This window comes from Dietzia sp. 179-F 9C3 NHS (assembly GCF_045369825.1).
Classification (GTDB): Bacteria; Actinomycetota; Actinomycetes; order Mycobacteriales; family Mycobacteriaceae; genus Dietzia.
The window spans coordinates 21,994-39,260 of sequence record NZ_JBIQES010000012.1; the positions used below are offsets into that span (position 1 = coordinate 21,994).

Genomic DNA, 17,267 nt, shown 5'->3' on the forward strand with positions numbered 1-17,267 from the left:
TTCGCGGCCCGGGTGGACGCCGGGCCAGACCGCCCATTGTCCAGGAAATCCGGGCGGCGCGGCGGCGGGCGAAGTGCCGGCCGGGGTCAGCGGGTGGGCTCGACGTCGGCCACGGTGATGACCCGGTGCAGGGGCAGGGTGACGGGCTCGGCGGAGTCGGGTTCGATGCCCTCGACGCGGCCGCCGCCGACGGAGGCGGGGACGACGAGGCGGGTCGTCGAGCGGCCCTGGGTGTCCACCACGGAGACCATGACCGCCGTGCCGGTCCGTGCGGCCTCGTGGAGCCGTGCGACTGCGGCCTCCCCGGTCAGGCCGGCGCCGCGGCCGGCGGCCCGGACCCGGTCGGCCGAGCGCATCGCGGCCACGGCGGAGCGCAGTTCGGCGGGCGTGGCGACGCGGGTGGGCACGCGCGGGGCCCGGCCGGGTGGCGTGGCGCGGACACGGGCGGCCGGGCGGGTGAGGGCCACGACGGCGCCGGTGGTGTCCTCGACGACGGGCGCGAAGCCATGCTCGCGCAGCGCCTCGACGAGGTCGAGGGGCCGGGCCTGGGAGACGAGCACGGTGGGGGCCACGGCCCGCAGGGCGCAGGACTCGGCCACCGGGGAGGAGGTGACCTGGGCGACGAGCGCGGGGTCGTCGCAGCGGACGAAGGACAACGCGGTGCCCACGCGGAGCCGGCCGTGGCGGCGGGCGACGTCCTCGACGAGGTAGTCCAGGGACTGCGGTACCGGGGTCACCGAGGTGCGGGCGAGCAGGTCGCGTAGGCCCGCGGCGGTGCGGCCGGCGTCGAGCGCGCGGCGCAGCGAGGCCTCGGTGATCCGGTAGGTGGTGGCGGCGCCGGCGGACTCGACGTCGGCGAGGAGCGCGAACTCGGCGGCCAGGTCGGCCGCGAGCGGGCCGGGCGCGAGGACGGTGAGGTCGGCCTGGACGATGACCTCCGAGACCGGCTCGGGGAGCGCGGCGGTGAGGACGTCGAGGAGGTCGTCGGGGGTGGTGGAGGGCGGGTCCCCCGCGGCGAGGCGCCGCGCGGCGGTGGTGGCGGAGCCGAGAACGACGAGGCCGAGTCGCCGCGCCTCCGTGATCGTCTCCTGTGCGGGCCGCCCGCCCGCCCGCGAGACCCACAGCGGCGAGGCCCAGCGGACGACCTCGGGCAGCGCGGCCTCGTCGGGGGCGGCACCCGGCTCGACGGCGGCGAGCGCCGCGAGTGTGCGGGCGCGTTCGGCCTGCGGGGGCGGGCCGGCCGGGTCGCCGAGCGCGGGGACGGTGCCGCCGCCGTCGAGCTCGGTCCCGACCCGCCAGGCGGCGCGCGGGGAGGTCCACCACCCCAGGACGAGGTCGGCCCAGCGGCGGGCGGGTTCGCGGGAGGCCCACACGTCGGCGGCCTCGGTGGGGGCCCACACGGCGTCGTAGGCCTCGTCGCCCACCTCGGTGTCGCCCTCGGCGAGCAGGCCGGCGGAGGCGAGGGTTTCCAGCAGCAGCGGGAGTTCGGCCTCGTCCACCCCGGCGGCCCGGGACACGCGGCGCAGCTCGCGCACGCCGACGCCACCGGCCTTGAGCGTGGCCGCGGGCACGGTGGACAGGGCGGCGAGCACCGCGTCGCAGCGGTGCAGCAGGTCGAGCGCGGCCACCCCGGCGGCGGCCTCGACGGAGTCCGCGGCGGAGCCGGCGGCCGGACGCGCCCGCGCGGGCGTCTCGAAACCGGGCGGGCGGTCGAGCAGGGAAGCGCCGGTCGGCCGGGCGCCGTGGCGGGCGCGGTCCAGGGCGCGGGCGTGGGGGATCACGGTCGCGCCGTCGTCGCCGTGCCGGATGGTGGCCAGGCCGGCTGCGGCCAGTTCGGCGGCCGCCTCCCGGACCGTCGGCGCGGCCTCGGCGCCGAGAGCGCCCGCCGGGGTGCGGCCGCGGCCGATCGCCCTGAGGACGGCGCGGGCCGGTTCCGAGAGCCCGGACCAGGCGGCCTCGAGGGCTTCGCCGGAGGGCTCGCCGGGATCGGGCGCGACGACCGGAGCGTTCTCCACAGCCCCGGCCACCACGGCCACGACCCGGGCCGAGGACTCCTCGCCCCACACCAGGGCCCGCTCGCGCAGTGCCGCGAGCGCGGCGACGAACGCGGGGTCGTCGACGCCGACGCCCAGCCGGTCCGCTACCGCCACCACCGGGACCGGGCCGGAGTCCGCGCCGAGCGCGACCACTGTGGACAGGGTGAGGAGAGCCGGCCAGTCCAGGTCGCCGAGCGCGCGGACCGCGGAGGCGGGCAGGCGCAGGCGCGAGGACAGGACCTCGAGAGAGGTCGGGGGAGGGGCGGCGACGTCGGGCCGGAGCTCGCACAGGCGCACCAGGGCGTCGTCGGATCGCCCGGCGAGCCAGGCCGAGAAGTCGGGGTCGCCGCCGGAGCCGGGCCGGGACGGGGCGCGCGTCGTCGTCATGATCCCTCCCAGCCTAGTGAGGCCGCGACGGGCGGGGTGGACACGGCGGGGTGGATCCGACCCAGTTGCTGACGAAGCGTGCCGGAGGTGAGAGACTACCCACGTGGCTGCCAAGAAACTGACTCACGACAACCCGGGTTGGCCCGACGCCTCGTTCGGCGAGCACCCGGTCACCGAACTGTCCGCGCTGGTCGCGGGAGGCCTGTCGCCCTTCGGGCAGGAGACCTTCCCGCTTCCCGCGGACGCGATCAACTACGTGCACCCCTACACCGTGGTCAACCGGACCCGGGTCACCACGTGACCGCCTGAGGCGCACCGAGTACGACGCGGGCCGCCGCTCCCCGAGGGGAACGGCGGCCCGCGTCGTCGGTCTGCCGGGTGTGCCCGGATCAGCCCAGGTAGTTGCTGAAGAACGCGTCGACCGCGTCCTGGTTGGCCTTGTAGGCCTCGTCCACGGCGGCCTTGTTGGCCTCGTAGGTGGCCTCGATCGGCAGGGTGATGCCCTGGGCCTTGGCGGCGGCGGCGAGCGTCGCGACGTGGTCGGCGGCGGTGACCTCGGCCGGGGCGGCGGGGGCGGCCGGGGCCGCGGGAGCGGCCGGCGCGCCGGAGACGTCGCGCGGGGTCGGGGCGCTGTTCAGGCCGAGCTTGGCCGAGCAGGCGGGCCAGGCGCCCCAGCCCTGGCCGGCGAGGGTGCGCTCGGCGACAGCGATCTGCTGCTCGCGGGTGGCCTGGTTGGCGGTGGGCGCGAACTCGGTGCCACCGTAGGCGGCCCAGGTGCTCGGCGAGAACTGCAGGCCGCCGTGGTAGCCGTTGCCGGTGTTGATCGCCCAGTTGCCGCCCGACTCGCACTGCGCGAGGCGGTCCCAGTCGGAATCCGGCGCGGCGTTGGCGGCCGGGGCCAGCGCGAGGCCGGCGGCGGAGAAGGCGGTGCCCGCGAGGACGACCTTGGCGGCCGTCTTGGGGGCGGAGGTCGTGGTGGCGGCGCGGTGGCGTCCGGTGTACGAGGTCATGTACGCGTCAGTCCTTTTCACTCAGTGCCTACGGGGTGAGCTGTCGGGTTCGGACGAGTGCGCCCGGCCGCCTCTCGGCGGCTTCACCCCAAGGCGACCGTGGGTCGCCGGCCCGACGTGGGCCCGTGGTGGGTCCCCCGCCCCCGCCCGGTGGATGATCACTGTCCATCGGTCCGCTGGGCGGGGTTCGGTGTCGCGGCCGATGCCAACTCGCTGACGAGTCTGCGAAGGACACTACCGGGCCGATGCGCAATCGTCACCATTCTGAAATAAAGCGAGGCCGGACAGGTCGGGATGCCCCGCCGTTATCCCGTCGTTACCAGGAGGGATGGCGAACTGTGGGATTGGTCACACCCCGGGCGGCCGCGAGCCGAGGAACGCCGACGCGAGCCCGAGGAGGAACCCGGCGGGGGTGAAGAACATGGCGCCCAGATACAGGACCGTCGGGGCGTCCCGGCCGAGGGCGATGGGCACCACCGCGGCGAGGACCGAGAACAGCACGCCGACGGCGAAGAGGACGACGGCAACCCGGAGCAGGACCCGCCCCCGGGCCCGGTCCTGCCGCGGCCCGTCCAACGGCCCGCGGGCGGAGTCCGGGGACCAGGGGTCGTCGTGCGGGTCGCGCGGATCGTCGCGCCGGTCGTCGGAACTCACACCGGGAGGGTACCGCCCGGGGACCGCCGGGGCGACGCGAGCCCGCGCGGGTACAGTCGGTTGCCGGTAGTGACTGGAAGGGACGCGCGTGCGCGCGACCGGTGGAGAGGTGGAGCGCGGTGCCCAGCGGCAAGGTCAAGTGGTACGACGCGGAGAAGGGGTTCGGCTTCCTGTCGCAGGAGGGCGGCGAGGACGTCTACGTCCGCGCCGACGCCCTCCCGGCCGGCGTGGAGACGCTGCGGCCCCGCCAGCGGGTCGAGTTCGACATGGTCTCCGGGCGCCGCGGACCGCAGGCGCTGCGCGTCGTGGTCCATGACGAGCCCGCGGCCGCCGAGGAGCGCGCCCCCCGCGGCGGGCCCAAGCGCTCCGCCGACGAGCTGCACGGGATGGTCGAGGACATGATCAAGGTGCTCGAGTCGACCGTCCAGCCCGAGTTGCGGCGGGGTCGCAGGCCCGACCACAAGGTGGCCTCCCGGGTCGCGTCCGTGCTGCGGGCCGTGGCCCGCGACCTGGACTCCTGACCGGGTCAGTCCACCTCGCCGTCATAGAGAAAGCCCACCGACCACTCACCGTTGAGGAGGGTCTCCTCGCCGTCGGCGTTGTAGACCAGCGTGCCCGCCATGATCGCCAGGCCCTCGAGCCGGCCGAGGTCGTCGGACATCACCGGGATGCGGAGCTGACCGGGTCCGCCCGGCTGGATCTCGCGCTCGTGGACGCCGTTCTCGCGCATCTCGACCACCGCGAGCGCGGCGCGCCGGAGCTCGGAGGGCAGCCGGACCCCGATGACGCCCTCGTCGTGCACGCGGTACTCGGCGACGGGATTGGTGAAGGTGTTGCCGTCGAGGTCCGTGGCGGTGAACGGCAGGACCTTCTGGTGGCCTCGCTCGGTGGTCACGGTGATCTCCGGCAGCGCGCCGTGCCGCGACTCCGAACCCTGCCAGGCCCCCAGGATGGCGGCGATCATGATCACCATCCAGGCGAGGATCGCCCAGGTCACGGGGCGGATGCGACGGCGGGACGACTCGGATGTGCTGGTGGAGCTCACGGCCCCATTCTGCCGAGGTGGCCCGGGTCGGTCACACCGGGGCCCCGGGCGGGCCCGGACGGCGGGGGCGGTTGCCGCCGAGGCCCGGGACGAGGGTCCGGCCGCGCGCGGTGAGGGCCGACTGCGCGTACATCACCGCGCCGATCACCGCCACCACCGCGAACCCCACCGTGAAGTCGGGCGGAAGGAGCACCCCGAGCGCACCGCCGACGACCCACGAGAGCTGCAGCGCGGTCTCCGAGCGGCCGAACGACGACGACCGCGCGGAATCGGGGATGTCCGTCTGGATGGAGGCGTCGAGTGCGACCTTGCCCAGCGCGCTGCACACCGCGGCGACGAGCGCCAGCGCTGCGGCCGCCCAGATGGTGCCGAGGAACGCCGCCACGACGGACGCAGCCAGGGCGGCCCCGCCCGCCGTCGCCGTGATCCGGCCGGGCCGGCCCAACGGGATGCGGGCCGCGACCGCGTTGCCGGCGAACGTCCCGATCCCGCCCGCGGCGCCGGCCACGGCGAGGATCCCCGCCTGCTCCACCGCGGACGCGTCCTCCTGCGCCTTGGCCACGAACGCCAGGAACAGGGTGAGGAAGCCGGTGAGGAGCCGCAGTGAGGACACCGCCCACAGGTCGGCGAGCACGTTGCGCCCCAGCGGACGGGTGAGCGCGGCGCGCAGGGCGCCGGTGAGGCGGCCGTGCACGGTCCAGGTGGCCGACTCCTCGTGGACGTCGGCCTCGGCGTGCGCGGGGATCGTCATGGCCACGTAGGCCGCGACCAGCGCCACCCCCGCGAGCAGCCACAGCGCGGTGGGCGAGTCCCACACCCACGCCACGAGCCCGGCGAGCGCGCCCGCGACGAGCGATCCGCACACGTGGCCCAGCACGTTGAGCCGGGAGTTGGTGCGGACCAGGTCGAGCGCCGGCGGCAGCACGTGCGGCGTGATGGAGGCCTTGACCACGCCGAACGTCTTGGACAGCACGAGCATCCCCAGTGCCAGCGGGTACAGCAGCCACGTGTCCACGTTGAGCGCGAGGATGACGGCGAGGACCGCCCGCAGCGTGAAGGTGAGCGACACCGTGAGACGCCGCCCGCTGCGCAGCCGGTCCAGGGCGGGGCCGATGACCGGGGCCAGCACGGCGAACGGGGCCACCGTCACCAACAGGTAGAGGGCCACCTTGCCGCGGGACTCCGCCGTGGCGGCCGAGAAGAACAACGTGTTGGCCAGCGCGACGGCGAGGATCGCGTCGCACGCGAAGTTGGCGACCGTGACGTAGCTGAGCGGCGCGAGTCCGGACCGGTCCGCCCCGTCGGCGTGGAAGACCCGGCGCGCGGTTCGGCCGACCGTGCCCGCCGCCCGGCGCGTGGTCCCGCCCAGGCGTCGGGCGGCCCCGCGCTCGGCCCCCGCGTCGCCGCCGGGGGCCTCAGTCAACGAGCCGCACCTCGTACACGGTGTCCCAGAGCTTGCCGGTGAGCAGGACGTTCTCCGAGTCCGGGAGGGCGGCGATCCCGTTGAGCACCGCGTCCTGGTCGGATGTGCGGGGCTGCCCGAGCGCCGAGGCGTCGTAGACGGCGGTGACGTGGCCGGAGGCCGGGTCGATGCGCACCACGTCGTCGGTCATCCAGACGTTGGCCAGGACGGTGCCGTCCGCGCACTCGAGCTCGTTGAGCCGGGGGACGGGGGCGCCGCCGGCGGTTACGGGCACCGTCCCCGTCTCCTCGAAGGTCACGGGGTCGCGGAAGGTGAGGCGGTCGGAGCCGTCGCTCATGACGAGCCGTTCGCCGTCGTAGCACAGGCCCCAGCCCTCGCCCGGGTACCGCGCCTCGGAGCGCACCTCGAGCGTCTCGGGGTCGCGGTTGTGGGCCACGCCGTTCTTCCACGTGAGGGTCCACACGGTGTCGTCGGTGACGGCGAGGCCCTCGCCGAACTCGTCGGGGGCCATCGGCACCGACACGACCGGGCCCTCGCCCTCCAGGGGGCGGTGCTGCACCTCGGACCGGCCGAAGTGCCCCGTGGACTCGTAGATCCGGTCGCCCACGACCTGCAGGCCCTGGGTGAACAGGCGCGAGTCGTGGGGGAGGGTGCGGACCACCTCGACCGTGCCCCGGGCGGGCTGCTCGGGGCCGTCGCCCACCGCCACGCCGCCCCCGGCCGAGCCCGCCGAGCCGGTGTCCACGCTCGACGAGGCGAGGGTGGTGTCGGCGGCCGGTGACGCCGACGGGGCGTCCTCTCCCGAGTCCGCGCACGCGGACAGGGCCCCCGCCAGGCCGACGGTGAGGACGAGCGGGGCGAGGGGGCCGACGAGGCTGCGCATGCCTTCAGGATGCCGCACAGAAGGCCGGGCCGTGAGACAGACCCGTCGACGCGCATAATGGGAGGGGTGGACACCGAGGTAGGAACGGACGCACCGGACACGGCCCCCGGGCCGTCGCCGGAATTCGACGACGCGCTGCGCGAGCGGCTGGCCGCCGCCGTGGACGTGGCGCGCTCCGCCGTCGCGGAGGTGGCCGCCGACGGGGTGGGCGAGCACCTCGGGCACGCGATCGAGGCGCCGTTCACCACCACCCACCGCTTCGCCGCCGCGCTGTCCGGCTACCGCGGCTGGCACTGGGCGTGCGTCCTCGCGCTGGTGCCCGGCGGCGAGGTCACGGTCGACGAGATCTCCCTGCTGCCCGGCGCCGACGCCGTGGTGGCGCCCGAATGGGTGCCGTGGGAGAAGCGCATCCGGCCCGGCGACCTGGGGGCCGGCGACCTCCTCCCGCCCGCCGAGGACGACGAGCGGCTCGTCCCCGGCCAGCTACTCACCGGCGACGAGGAACTCGACGAGCTGGCCGGCCCGGTGGGCCTCGGCCGCCCGCGCCATCTCAGCCGCGAGGGCCGGTCCGCCGCGGCCGCCCGCTGGGCCGCCGAGCGCGGGCCCGACGCCGAGATCGCCCGCGGGGCCAAGCACCACTGCGGCACCTGCGGCTTCCTCCTCCCCGTCACCGGTTCGCTCGGCGCGATGTTCGGGGTGTGTGCCAACGAGTTCTCCGCCGACGGGCAGATCGTCCACCTGCAGTACGGCTGCGGGGCGCACAGTGAGGTCGAGGTGAGCCCCGAGTCCTCGACGCCCGTCGCCGCGGCCTACGACGACGCCGCCGTCGACGTGGTGGTGCTCCCGCAGCAGCTCGCGGCCACGATGGCTGCCCGCCGCGCCGCCGCGGCTCCGCGGGCCCCGCACGTCGAACTCGACTCCCCGGACGAGCCGGTGGATCCCGAGCCGATGGCGAACGGCGGCGACGAGCGCGCGCCCGGCGAGGCCTGATCAGCCCCGGCCCCGTGCAGAGGGAGGCGGGGGAGACCGGAGACGGGAGACGGGTCGCGTGCGGTCAGTCCTGCTCGGTCTCGACGCCACGGACGGTGTCGGTGAGGTCGAAGTCCAGGCCGACCTGCGCGCCCTCGCTGCCGCGTAGCACGGCCCGCCGCTGCAGGACGTAGACAAAGGTGCCGAGCGCGCCCACGCCCACGCCCACCGCGCACAGGATCACCGTGTGCATGTCCGCGTCGGCGACGAGCATCTCCGCGAGCAGAGCGAACGTCCAGGCGAGGGTGCCCACGATGACCACCGGCCGCGGATCGAGCAGGTAACCCGGGATGCGGGGCACGCGGGGACGCGCCGCCTGATCCGCCCCGCCCTCACGCCCCGTCATGCCCGCGACGCTACCGCAGCGGACGGGGCCGGTTACGCTGTGACGGTTCGACCATGCCTCTCAGGCCAGCCTCAGGAAGGTCCGTTGATGACCCAGAGCACCCAGGATTCGCCGCCGTCGCCTCAACGGCTCGGCGCGCTCGACCGCTACTTCCACATCACCGAGCGCGGCTCGACGGTCGGCCGCGAGGTCCGCGGTGGGCTCGTGAGCTTCTTCGCGATGGCCTACATCGTCATCCTCAACCCGCTCATCCTGGGCTCGGGCGAGGACGTCACCGGCGCCCGCCTGTCGATCCCCGAGATCGCCGCCGTCACCGCGTTCACCGCCGGCGTCATGACCGTGATGTTCGGCGCCATCGCCCGCTACCCGTTCGCCTTCGCCACCGGCCTGGGCATCAACTCGCTCGTCGCGGTGACCATCGCCAAGCAGGTCACGTGGGCCGAGGCGATGGGGCTCATCGTCATCGAGGGCCTCATCATCGTCGTCCTCGCCGTGAGCGGGTTCCGCAAGGCGGTCTTCGACGCCATCCCCGGCGACCTCAAGGCCGCGATCGCCGTGGGGATCGGCCTGTTCATCGCGATGATCGGCCTCGTCGACTCCGGCTTCGTCCGCCGCGTGCCCGACGCCGCCAACACCACCGTCCCGGTCGGGCTCGGCATCGACGGCTCGATCGCCTCGTGGCCGACCGCCGTCTTCGTCCTGGGCCTGTTGCTGTGTGGCGTCCTCGTGGCACGAAAGGTCCGCGGTGGGCTGTTCGTCGGCATCGTCATCACCACCGTCGTCGCTGCGATCGTCGAGGCCGTCACCAAGACCGGGCCGTCATTCGTCGACGGCGAGCCCGTGCCCACCGGCTGGAGCCTGGCCGTCCCGAGCATCCCCGAGTCGCTCGGCGGACTGCCCAACCTCTCGCTCATCGGCGAGGTCGACCTCATCGGTGCGTTCACGCGCATCGGGCCCCTGGCCGCCAGCCTCTTCGTCTTTACCCTCCTGCTCGCCAACTTCTTTGACGCCATGGGCACGTTCACCGGTCTCGGCAAGGAGGCCGAGCTCACGGACGCCGACGGCAACCTGCCGAGGATGAAGACGGCGCTCGTCGTGGAGGGCGTCGGCGCCGTCGCGGGCGGTCTCACCTCGTCGTCGTCCAACACCGTCTTCGTGGAGTCCGCCGCGGGCATCGCCGAGGGCGCCCGCACCGGCCTGGCCAACATCGTCACCGGCGCGCTGTTCCTCGTGGCCATGTTCCTCACCCCGCTCTACGAGGTGGTGCCCGTCGAGGCGGCCGCGCCCGCGCTCGTCGTGGTGGGCGCGCTCATGATCGCGCAGATCGTCAACATCGACTTCCGGCGCTTCGAGGTGGCCCTGCCGACCTTCCTCACCATGGTGGTGATGCCGTTCACCTACTCCATCGCCAACGGCATCGGCGTGGGCTTCATCGCCTGGGTCGTGCTCGCCACCGCCACCGGCAAGGGCCGCCAGGTGCACCCACTGCTGTGGGGCGTGGCGATCGCGTTCGCCGTGTTCTTTGCGATCGGCCCCATCACCGACGCGCTGGCCTGAGTCTGGGAGGGGGCGCGCCCGTGCTGGTGAGTGACGTCGAGGACCCCGCCGACCCGCGGCTCGACGACCTCCGCGACCTCAACCACTCCGACCGGCGGCCCGACCTGCCCGGCGGGCGCGGGCTGGTGATCGCCGAGGGCACCTATGTGGTGGGCCGGATGCTGCTCTCCCGGTTCCGGCCGCACGTCCTGCTGGGCACCGACGCCCGCCTGGCCCAGCTGCGTCGCGAGGCCGCCGAGGAGGGCTGGGACGCCGACCAGCGAGCCGGCGACGCGGTGTTCCTGCGCGCCGACAAGGAGCTGATCAGCGAGGTGATCGGCTTCCGCTCGAGCCGCGACATCCTCGCCGCGGCCGAGCGGCCCGCGCCGCTGCCCGTCGATGACGTAGTGGCCGGCGCGCACACGCTGGTCGTGCTCGAAGGGGTCAACGACCCGGAGAACCTCGGCGCGCTCTTCCGCAACTGCGCCGCGCTCGGGGTGGACGGCGTGCTCTTCGGCGCCGCCACCGGCGACCCGCTCTATCGGCGGGTCGTGCGGGTGTCGATGGGGCACGTCCTGCGGCTGCCCTTCGCCCACCTGCCGGGGACGCCGACGACGTGGCAGCGCTCCCTGGAGGACCTGCGGGCGCGGGGGTTCCGCACGGTCGCGCTCGCCCCGTCCGCGGACGTGCCGCTCGCGCGGGCCGTGGACGCCGAGAAGGTCGCCTTTGTCCTGGGCGCCGAGGGACCCGGCCTCACCGAGCACGCGATGCGGGCCTGCGATGTGCGCGCCGCGATCCCCATGACGCCCGGCACGGACTCACTCAACGTGGCCACCGCGGCGGCCGTGGCGTTCTACGAGCGCGCCCGCGGGGTCGAGCCGGTCTAGCGGGGGGCATACATGATCACGCCCACGCCGACCAGACAGATCAGCGCTCCGACCACGTCGTAGCGGTCCGGGCGGAAGCCGTCGGCCACCATGCTCCACACGAGCGAGCCGGCCACAAAGACCCCGCCGTACGCGGCGAGGATCCGCCCGAAGTTGGCGTCCGGCTGCAGGGTGGCCACGAAGCCGTAGAGGCCCAGCCCCACCACGCCGAGGCCGATCCACAGCCAGCCGCGGTGCTCGCGGACCCCCTGCCACACCAGCCAGGCCCCGCCGATCTCGAGCAGCGCCGCCAGGGCGAAGAGCAGGATCGACCGGGTGACGGTCACCGGCGGCCCGGCCGGAGACGGGCGGCGGCGTCCGCACCCCGGCGGACGGCACCGCCGACCGCGCCAGCGACCCGTCGGAACGCGCCCAGGGCCGTGCCGCCGTCCTGGGCCGCCAGGGGGGCGCGTTCGTAGTCGTCCGCCTCGTACGGCGACGAGGCGCGCCGGGCGTCGTCTCCGGAGCCCCGGGCCTCGCGCTGGGCGGCCGCGTGGAGCTCGGCGCGGCCCGGCGAGCCCATGAGGTGCACCGCCGGCCCGACGGGCGGGCGGTGCTGGCGCACCTCGCGGCGACCGTCGGTGGCGAACCCGTGGACGGGGACGTCGAGCCCACCCGGGTCGAGGTCGAAGCCCAGCCAGTCCCGGTGGGCGGCGTGGAGCAGGGCCTCCGGGGCGAACGGCAGGGCGAGCGGGTCGTCGGCGTGCCCGGTGAGCGGGAACTCGCCCGCCCAGTAGGGGCGCTCGAACGGCAGCGGCATGCCCTCGTCCTCGACGATCCGGTCGTCGGCGCCCGCGAACGATCGGACGAGCCGGCCGGACTCCCAGCGGGCGAACCCGCTCACGCCCGACGCCGGGTCGTGCGAGAACGCGAGTATCACCGGAGCCTCCACCAGTCGCAGCCACGTGACGTCCGTCTCGGAGAGCTCCAGCGGCGCGTCGACCGGGGTGTGCACCACCGTGAGGCCGGGGAACGAGCCCACGTAGATCTCGCCGGCCCCGGCGGAGGCCGAGCGGTTGAGCGGGAACGCGCCCAGCGACGTGACCGTGACGGTGGGGAAGAGCTTGGAGAGCAGCCGGCGGGCGAAGCCGGGGTCGGACGGCATCCCGGAGCGAATCGGTGCGGCCGGGTCGTCGGTGTCCAGGTACCAGAAGGTCGTGACGTGGTGGGTCATGCGCGCGGGTCAGTCGTCCTTGCTGCGGACACCGAGCAGGACGTCCTCCCACGACGGCATGGTGGGGTGGCGGCGCGACGGGCGGCGCTCGGGTTCGGCCGGCGGGTGTCGGAGGAAGTCCTCGTCGTCGTCACCTGTTTCCTCGCGACCGGCCGCCGGCAGCGGCGTGGGCGGCGCGGGGCGCTCGTCCGGGACCGGGGCGGGGCGGGAGGCGGACCCGGGCTCCTCGTCGCGCGGCGGCTCGACCGGGGCCGGCACGGCGCGGACCGGCGGCGGGCCGGGCGGCAGCGGGGGCGGGGACGCGACCGTGCGCAGCGACGTCGCGCGGTCGGGGTCGAGGATGCCGTGGGCTTCGTCGTCGAGGGCGTGGGCCGCGCCGCCGTGCGAGTCGGGGACGAACGACCAGGTGGCGGAGGCGTCGTCGGACAGGCCCGCGGGCCAGGAGGTGCGGACGACCCAGCCGCCGGAGCGGTCGCGCCAGGCGTCCCACGTCACGAGGTCGGGATCGATGCCGCGGCGGTCGAGGGCCGACTCGACGCGCTCGGCGAGGGTGTCCAGCGCCGGGCCGTCGGGCAGGGCGGGATGGGCGCCCCTGGCGAGCTCGGCGGCGGTGGCGCGCTCGAGCAGGACGGGGACGGCGAAGCCCTCGATGCGCGACAGCGGCACGCCGGCGTCGGCGGCGACCTCCTCGGGGGAGGCGCCGTGCCGTATGCGGTCCTGGATCTCGCGGGGGCGCAGCGTGCCCGTCACCGGCGGCCGCGGCCCGGTGTCGGAGGGCAGGTACTCGCCGCGGGCGGCGGCGCGGAGACGGTCGTCGAGCGGGAGGGCGAGCTTCTCCCCGGTGTCCCGGATCTCGCACTCGACCACCGACGAGTCGGTGTCCACCCCGACGATCCTCAGCTGCCGCATGCCGCCTCCTCGACTTCTCGTGGCCCCGCCGGCGGCGACTCGGGTGACGCGCACCCGGGGCCGGGGCGTTCCCCACATGGTAGGGCAGCACCCCGGCCCAGTCGCGCAGACGCGCGCAGCCGGGCGGCGCGGACTCGCTCAGCCGAGCTGCGAGACCACGTGGTCGATGCAGCGGGTGAGCTGGGTGACGTCCTCGGGGTCGATGGCCGGGAACATGCCGATGCGCAGCTGGTTGCGGCCGAGCTTGCGGTAGGGCTCGGTGTCGACGACGCCGTTGGCGCGCAGCGTCTTGGCGACCTGCGCGGCGTCGATCTTCTCGTCGAGGTCGATGGTGCCCACGACCTGCGAGCGGTGCGCGGGCTCGGCGACGAACGGGGTGGCGTAGTCGCTGGCCTCCGCCCAGTCGTAGAGGCGCGAGGACGAGTCCTCGGTGCGCGCCACACACCAGTCGAGACCGCCCTGGGTGTTCATCCACTCGATCTGGTCGGCAAACATGAGCAGCGTGGCCACCGCGGGGGTGTTGTACGTCTGGTTCTTGAGCGAGTTGTCCACGGCGGTGGGCAGGGAGAGGAAGTCGGGGCACCAGCGGTCCGTGGCGGCGATCTCCTCGACCCGGGACAGCGCGGCCGGGCTCATGAGCGCCACCCAGAGCCCGCCGTCGGAGGCGAAGCACTTCTGGGGCGCGAAGTAGTAGACGTCGGCGTCGGTGATGTCGACCGGCAGGCCGCCGGCGCCGGAGGTGGCGTCGATCGCGACGAGGGCGTCCCCCGACCCGGCCGGGCGGGTCACGGGGACCATGACGCCGGTCGAGGTCTCGTTGTGCGCCCAGCCGATGAGGTCCACCGACGGGTCGGAGGCCGAGGCGGTGTCGGGGGCCGACCCCGGGTCGGCGGAGATGACGACCGGGTCGTCCAGGAACGGCGCGGCGCCGGTGACCTTGGCGAACTTGGAGGAGAACTCGCCGTAGGTGAGGTGCAGCGACTTGCCGCGGACGAGGCCGAACGCGGCGGCGTCCCAGAAGGCGGTGGTGCCGCCGTTTCCGAGAACCACCTCGTAGCCCTCGGGGAGCGAGAACAGCTCGCGCAGCCCGTCGCGGACCCGGCCCACGACGTTCTTCACGCCCGGCTGGCGGTGGCTCGTGCCCATGATCGTGGTAGCGGCGTCCGAGACGGCCGCGATCTGCTCGGGCCGGACCTTGGACGGGCCGCAGCCGAAGCGGCCGTCCGTGGGCAGGAGGTCGGTGGGGATGGTGGGCAGCTGATCGCTCATGGGTGTCATCGTAGTCCGACACCCCGACGGGCCGGAGTAGCGTCGGGGGGCATGGAGGACGCCGCCACGGAACCCACCCTCGAGCCGACCGACTTCGACACGATGCGGGTGGGCTACGGCTTGCACACCCGGCTCGACGAGGCCGACCTCGCCGTCGGGTGGCTGCCCCTGTTCACCGCGTGGCTCGACGAGGCCGGGCGGCGCGGGGTCCGCGAGCCCAACGCCATGGTGCTCGGCACCGTCGGCGCCGACGGGCGCCCCTCCACCCGCACGGTGTTGTGCAAGGGGGTGGACGAGCAGGGGCTCACCTTCTTCACGACGACGACGTCCCGCAAGGGCACCCAGCTGGCGGCCTCGGGGTACGCCTCGGTGACGTTCCCCTGGCTGGTCGTCGAGCGGCAGGTGCACCTCGAGGGGGCGTGCCGTCCGCTCGACCCCGAGGAGAGTCGCGCCTACTGGCGCACCCGACCGCGCGGGTCGCAGGTGGCGGCCTGGGCGTCGGACCAGTCGCGCCCGGTGGGGTCGGTGCGCGAGCTCGAGTCATTGTTCGCGGCCGCGGAGGCGCGGTTCGCCGGGCAGGACGAGGTGCCCATGCCCGAGCGATGGGGCGGCTACCGGCTCGTGCCGGACCGGGTGGAGTTCTGGCAGGGTGGCCGCGACCGGTTCCACGACCGGGTGGAGTGCGTCCGGGACGGCGACCGGTGGTCGGTCGTTCGTCTGCACCCCTAACCTGGACCGGTGTCCTTTCCGGGGGGTGCTCTCGGTGGGACGCGTCGAATCGGTGGCGACCAGCACGGTAAGGTGTGCCACAGCGCACCCGTGGGCCGCGGGCCCCGAGGTGCACACTGGACATCGAGGCGGGACAGTCGCCGCCGGGACCAATCGTCGGAGAGGGAATCGCGTGACCGCAGGCTCGAACGGTTCGGACCGCAAGGCAACACTGTCGTACCCCGGTGGTGACCTGGAGCTCGACGTGGTCGATGCGACGTGCGGCAGTGACGCCGTGCAGCTCGGCCCACTCCTGTCCAAGACGGGGATGACGACCCTCGACGTGGGCTTCGTCAACACCTCCTCGTGCACCTCCTCCATCACCTACATCGACGGCGGCGAGGGCATCCTGCGCCACCGCGGGTACCCGATCGACCAGCTCGCCGAGCACGCCTCGTTCCTCGAGGTGTCCTACCTGCTCATCTACGGCGAGGACCCGACCGAGGCCCAGCTCGCCGAGTTCACCGAGAAGGTCCTCGGCGAGACCGAGCTGCCCGGCCAGATGCTGCCGCTGCTGCAGGCGTTCCCCGCGGACACCCACCCGATGCCGGTCCTCTCGGCCGGCGTGAGCCTGTTCGGCACCCACGGCGACGACCTGGACATCGACGACCCCAAGGCCGTCGACCTCGCCACGGCCCGCCTTCTCGGCCGGGGCCCGACCCTCGCCGCCGCGATCGAGCGCATCCGCTCCGGGCAGGAGACCGTCGCGCCCGATACCTCGCTCGGCTACACGGGCAACTTCCTGCGCATGACGTTCGGGCCGGACTACGAGATCACCGAGAAGGTCGAGCGCGCCCTGGACATGCTCCTCGTGCTGCACGCCGACCACGAGCAGAACTGCTCCACCTCGACCGTCCGCATGGTCGGTTCGTCCGAGGCGCCGCTGTACGCCTCGATCACCGGTGGCATCAACGCCCTCTACGGCCCGCTGCACGGTGGCGCCAACCAGGCCGTGCTCGAGATGCTCGAGCGAATCGAGTCGGAGGGCGGCGACGCCACCGACTACATGGACAAGGTCAAGAACAAGGTCGACGGCGTCAAGCTCATGGGCTTCGGCCACCGCGTGTACAAGAGCTACGACCCGCGCGCCCAGATCGCCAAGAAGCACGCCCACGAGCTGCTCTCGCACTCGGACGACCCGCTGCTCGGGATCGCGCTCAAGCTCGAGGAGACGGCTCTGGCGGACGACTACTTCGTGGAGCGCAAGCTCTACCCGAACGTGGACTTCTACACCGGCCTCATCTACCGCGCCATGGGCTTCCCAACGGAGATGTTCACCGTGCTGTTCGCCCTCGGCCGTATGCCCGGCTGGATCGCGCACTGGCGCGAGATGCGCGAGGATCCCACCACCAAGATCAACCGCCCGCGCCAAGTCTACACCGGCCCGGCCGAGCGGACGTTCACCCCGATCGGCGAGCGCTGACCGGCGCTGGTCACCGCTGACATACGCGTCGGCGCCCCCCAGAAGGAGTCACCGCATGGACAAGCCCGAGATCGACATGCCGGAGGGCCCCGCGCCCACCGAGCTCGTCACCGAGGACCTCACGGTCGGCGACGGCGCGGAGGCGGTGGCAGGCGGCAACGTCACCGTGCACTACGTGGGCGTGGACTACGAGACGGGTGAGCAGTTCGACTCCTCGTGGGACCGCGGCGAGTCCATCACCTTCCCGCTCAACGGCCTCATCCAGGGCTGGCAGGAGGGCATCCCGGGTATGAAGGTCGGCGGCCGCCGCCAGCTGGTGATCCCGCCGGACAAGGCCTACGGCACCTCTGCCGCGCTGCACCCTCTCGGCGGCAAGACCCTGGTCTTCGTCATCGACCTGCTCGACGCCTGAGCCGGCGTCCGGCACATGTGATTCAGCCGGGCGCCCG

Annotated in this window: 19 protein-coding genes and 1 riboswitch; of the genes, 8 read left to right on the forward strand and 11 right to left on the reverse strand. The window is 74.1% G+C overall.

The features are described from left to right. Positions 1-86 precede the first annotated feature (86 nt). Positions 87-2,423 (reverse strand): helicase-associated domain-containing protein, encoded by a 2,337-nt coding sequence (locus tag ACH0BZ_RS13525; RefSeq protein WP_406899067.1) that lies wholly within the window; start codon positions 2,421-2,423, stop codon positions 87-89. A gap of 103 nt (positions 2,424-2,526) precedes the next feature. On the opposite strand from ACH0BZ_RS13525, the gene ACH0BZ_RS13530 reads away from it, so the two are divergent. Next, positions 2,527-2,724, forward strand: coding sequence for a hypothetical protein (locus tag ACH0BZ_RS13530; RefSeq protein ID WP_406899068.1), 198 nt, complete (start codon positions 2,527-2,529; stop codon positions 2,722-2,724). An 88-nt stretch (positions 2,725-2,812) separates the two neighbouring features. On the opposite strand, the gene ACH0BZ_RS13535 is transcribed toward ACH0BZ_RS13530, so the two are convergent. Next, positions 2,813-3,433 (reverse strand): transglycosylase family protein, encoded by a 621-nt coding sequence (locus ACH0BZ_RS13535; RefSeq protein ID WP_406899070.1) that lies wholly within the window; start codon positions 3,431-3,433, stop codon positions 2,813-2,815. Positions 3,434-3,442: 9 nt separating this feature from the next. After that, positions 3,443-3,604: riboswitch (cyclic di-AMP (ydaO/yuaA leader) on the reverse strand. 177 nt (positions 3,605-3,781) lie between these two features. Then, positions 3,782-4,087: a hypothetical protein gene (locus ACH0BZ_RS13540; protein WP_406899071.1), complete on the reverse strand. Its 306-nt coding sequence runs from the start codon at positions 4,085-4,087 to the stop codon at positions 3,782-3,784. Positions 4,088-4,206: 119 nt separating this feature from the next. Here ACH0BZ_RS13540 and ACH0BZ_RS13545 point away from each other — a divergent pair, with 119 nt between their 5' ends. Then, positions 4,207-4,608, forward strand: coding sequence for a cold-shock protein (locus ACH0BZ_RS13545; RefSeq protein WP_406899072.1), 402 nt, complete (start codon positions 4,207-4,209; stop codon positions 4,606-4,608). 5 nt (positions 4,609-4,613) lie between these two features. Here ACH0BZ_RS13545 and ACH0BZ_RS13550 read toward each other — a convergent pair whose 3' ends face one another. The 3 genes from ACH0BZ_RS13550 to ACH0BZ_RS13560 are packed head-to-tail and all read right to left on the reverse strand — an operon-like array spanning position 4,614 to position 7,438. Then, positions 4,614-5,132, reverse strand: coding sequence for a DUF2771 family protein (locus ACH0BZ_RS13550; protein WP_406899073.1), 519 nt, complete (start codon positions 5,130-5,132; stop codon positions 4,614-4,616). Between the two features lie 31 nt (positions 5,133-5,163). Further along, on the reverse strand, positions 5,164-6,555 hold the full coding sequence (locus tag ACH0BZ_RS13555) for an MFS transporter (protein ID WP_406899074.1): 1,392 nt from the start codon (positions 6,553-6,555) through the stop codon (positions 5,164-5,166). After that, positions 6,548-7,438, reverse strand: coding sequence for a glutaminyl-peptide cyclotransferase (locus ACH0BZ_RS13560; RefSeq protein ID WP_406899075.1), 891 nt, complete (start codon positions 7,436-7,438; stop codon positions 6,548-6,550). The genes ACH0BZ_RS13555 and ACH0BZ_RS13560 overlap by 8 nt, the downstream gene beginning before the upstream one ends. Positions 7,439-7,495: 57 nt before the next feature. Here ACH0BZ_RS13560 and ACH0BZ_RS13565 point away from each other — a divergent pair, with 57 nt between their 5' ends. After that, complete coding sequence (locus ACH0BZ_RS13565; protein WP_406899077.1) at positions 7,496-8,428, forward strand: DUF3027 domain-containing protein; 933 nt, start codon at positions 7,496-7,498, stop codon at positions 8,426-8,428. A gap of 64 nt (positions 8,429-8,492) precedes the next feature. On the opposite strand, the gene ACH0BZ_RS13570 is transcribed toward ACH0BZ_RS13565, so the two are convergent. Further along, positions 8,493-8,813 (reverse strand): DUF2530 domain-containing protein, encoded by a 321-nt coding sequence (locus tag ACH0BZ_RS13570; RefSeq protein WP_406899078.1) that lies wholly within the window; start codon positions 8,811-8,813, stop codon positions 8,493-8,495. An 87-nt stretch (positions 8,814-8,900) separates the two neighbouring features. Here ACH0BZ_RS13570 and ACH0BZ_RS13575 point away from each other — a divergent pair, with 87 nt between their 5' ends. Next, complete coding sequence (locus tag ACH0BZ_RS13575; RefSeq protein WP_406899079.1) at positions 8,901-10,370, forward strand: NCS2 family permease; 1,470 nt, start codon at positions 8,901-8,903, stop codon at positions 10,368-10,370. Between the two features lie 20 nt (positions 10,371-10,390). After that, the gene (locus ACH0BZ_RS13580; RefSeq protein WP_406899080.1) at positions 10,391-11,236 is read left to right on the forward strand and encodes a TrmH family RNA methyltransferase; all 846 of its coding nucleotides are present in this window, start codon (positions 10,391-10,393) and stop codon (positions 11,234-11,236) included. Here the strand turns inward: ACH0BZ_RS13580 and ACH0BZ_RS13585 are convergent. The 4 genes from ACH0BZ_RS13585 to serC form a co-directional block, all read right to left on the reverse strand. Next, a complete protein-coding gene (locus ACH0BZ_RS13585) occupies positions 11,233-11,562 on the reverse strand; it encodes a YnfA family protein (protein WP_406899081.1) in 330 nt (109 codons plus the stop codon). The two genes, ACH0BZ_RS13580 and ACH0BZ_RS13585, sit on opposite strands and share 4 nt — an antisense overlap. Next, complete coding sequence (locus ACH0BZ_RS13590) at positions 11,559-12,449, reverse strand: DUF6928 family protein (protein WP_406899082.1); 891 nt, start codon at positions 12,447-12,449, stop codon at positions 11,559-11,561. Before ACH0BZ_RS13590 ends, ACH0BZ_RS13585 begins: the two co-directional genes overlap by 4 nt. 9 nt (positions 12,450-12,458) lie before the next feature. Beyond that, positions 12,459-13,358, reverse strand: coding sequence for a septation protein SepH (gene sepH / locus ACH0BZ_RS13595; protein ID WP_406899083.1), 900 nt, complete (start codon positions 13,356-13,358; stop codon positions 12,459-12,461). A 138-nt stretch (positions 13,359-13,496) separates the two neighbouring features. Further along, entirely contained in the window at positions 13,497-14,627 is a 1,131-nt protein-coding gene (gene serC, locus ACH0BZ_RS13600; RefSeq protein WP_406899086.1) for a phosphoserine transaminase, read from the reverse strand. Between the two features lie 51 nt (positions 14,628-14,678). Here serC and pdxH point away from each other — a divergent pair, with 51 nt between their 5' ends. The 3 genes from pdxH (at position 14,679) to ACH0BZ_RS13615 (ending at position 17,230) form a co-directional block, all read left to right on the forward strand. Beyond that, a complete protein-coding gene (pdxH, locus tag ACH0BZ_RS13605) occupies positions 14,679-15,356 on the forward strand; it encodes a pyridoxamine 5'-phosphate oxidase (RefSeq protein ID WP_406899087.1) in 678 nt (225 codons plus the stop codon). 172 nt (positions 15,357-15,528) lie between these two features. Continuing rightward, the gene (locus tag ACH0BZ_RS13610; protein ID WP_406899088.1) at positions 15,529-16,818 is read left to right on the forward strand and encodes a citrate synthase; all 1,290 of its coding nucleotides are present in this window, start codon (positions 15,529-15,531) and stop codon (positions 16,816-16,818) included. A gap of 55 nt (positions 16,819-16,873) precedes the next feature. Continuing rightward, entirely contained in the window at positions 16,874-17,230 is a 357-nt protein-coding gene (locus ACH0BZ_RS13615) for an FKBP-type peptidyl-prolyl cis-trans isomerase (RefSeq protein WP_406899090.1), read from the forward strand. The last annotated feature ends 37 nt before the right edge of the window (positions 17,231-17,267 follow it).

Bases quoted from the DNA above. Each gene is read 5' to 3' on its own strand.
- ACH0BZ_RS13525 (WP_406899067.1), bottom strand. From the start codon at position 2,423: ATGACGACGACGCGCGCCCCGTCCCGGCCCGGCTCCGGCGGCGACCCC.
- ACH0BZ_RS13535 (WP_406899070.1), bottom strand. From the start codon at position 3,433: ATGACCTCGTACACCGGACGCCACCGCGCCGCCACCACGACCTCCGCC.
- ACH0BZ_RS13560 (WP_406899075.1), bottom strand. From the start codon at position 7,438: ATGCGCAGCCTCGTCGGCCCCCTCGCCCCGCTCGTCCTCACCGTCGGC.
- ACH0BZ_RS13565 (WP_406899077.1), top strand. From the start codon at position 7,496: ATGGGAGGGGTGGACACCGAGGTAGGAACGGACGCACCGGACACGGCC.
- ACH0BZ_RS13570 (WP_406899078.1), bottom strand. From the start codon at position 8,813: ATGACGGGGCGTGAGGGCGGGGCGGATCAGGCGGCGCGTCCCCGCGTG.
- ACH0BZ_RS13575 (WP_406899079.1), top strand. From the start codon at position 8,901: ATGACCCAGAGCACCCAGGATTCGCCGCCGTCGCCTCAACGGCTCGGC.
- ACH0BZ_RS13590 (WP_406899082.1), bottom strand. From the start codon at position 12,449: ATGACCCACCACGTCACGACCTTCTGGTACCTGGACACCGACGACCCG.
- sepH (WP_406899083.1), bottom strand. From the start codon at position 13,358: ATGCGGCAGCTGAGGATCGTCGGGGTGGACACCGACTCGTCGGTGGTC.
- serC (WP_406899086.1), bottom strand. From the start codon at position 14,627: ATGAGCGATCAGCTGCCCACCATCCCCACCGACCTCCTGCCCACGGAC.
- pdxH (WP_406899087.1), top strand. From the start codon at position 14,679: ATGGAGGACGCCGCCACGGAACCCACCCTCGAGCCGACCGACTTCGAC.
- ACH0BZ_RS13615 (WP_406899090.1), top strand. From the start codon at position 16,874: ATGGACAAGCCCGAGATCGACATGCCGGAGGGCCCCGCGCCCACCGAG.